Raw genomic sequence first — 367 nt, 5'->3', positions numbered from 1 at the left:
AACGCGAAGCTTCCGGACGGTGATCCGCAGAAGGTTGACGATGAGATCAAGGCTGATGCCCTGCGGAATCTCTTTGCCCACTCGAAGGTCGCCCTGATCTACGGCGCAGCCGGCACCGGCAAGTCCACGATGGTCAACCACATCGCGAACTACTTCGAGAGTGATCGGAAGCTCTTCTTGGCACATACCAATCCGGCCGTCGACAACCTGAAGCGCCGCGTCGACGCTCCCAACGCACACTTCAGCACGATCTCGAAGCATGTGCGGGGTGACGGGGACACATCGGGTCATTTCGATGTCGTAGTCATCGATGAATGCAGTACGGTCAGCAACGCGGCGTTCCTCGAGGTACTGGCGAACACCGACT

Annotated in this window: 1 protein-coding gene; it reads left to right on the top strand. The window is 58.6% G+C overall.

The features are described from left to right. Positions 1–367 (top strand): AAA family ATPase (locus tag KVS67_RS11675; protein WP_217565415.1); only part of this gene is annotated, 367 nt, incomplete at both ends.

This window comes from Micrococcus sp. GbtcB5 (genome assembly GCF_019091605.1).
Lineage (GTDB): Bacteria > Actinomycetota > Actinomycetes > Actinomycetales > Micrococcaceae > Micrococcus > Micrococcus luteus.
The sequence above is the reverse complement of the archived record's forward strand: the minus strand, read 5'-3'. Positions and strand labels throughout refer to the sequence as shown.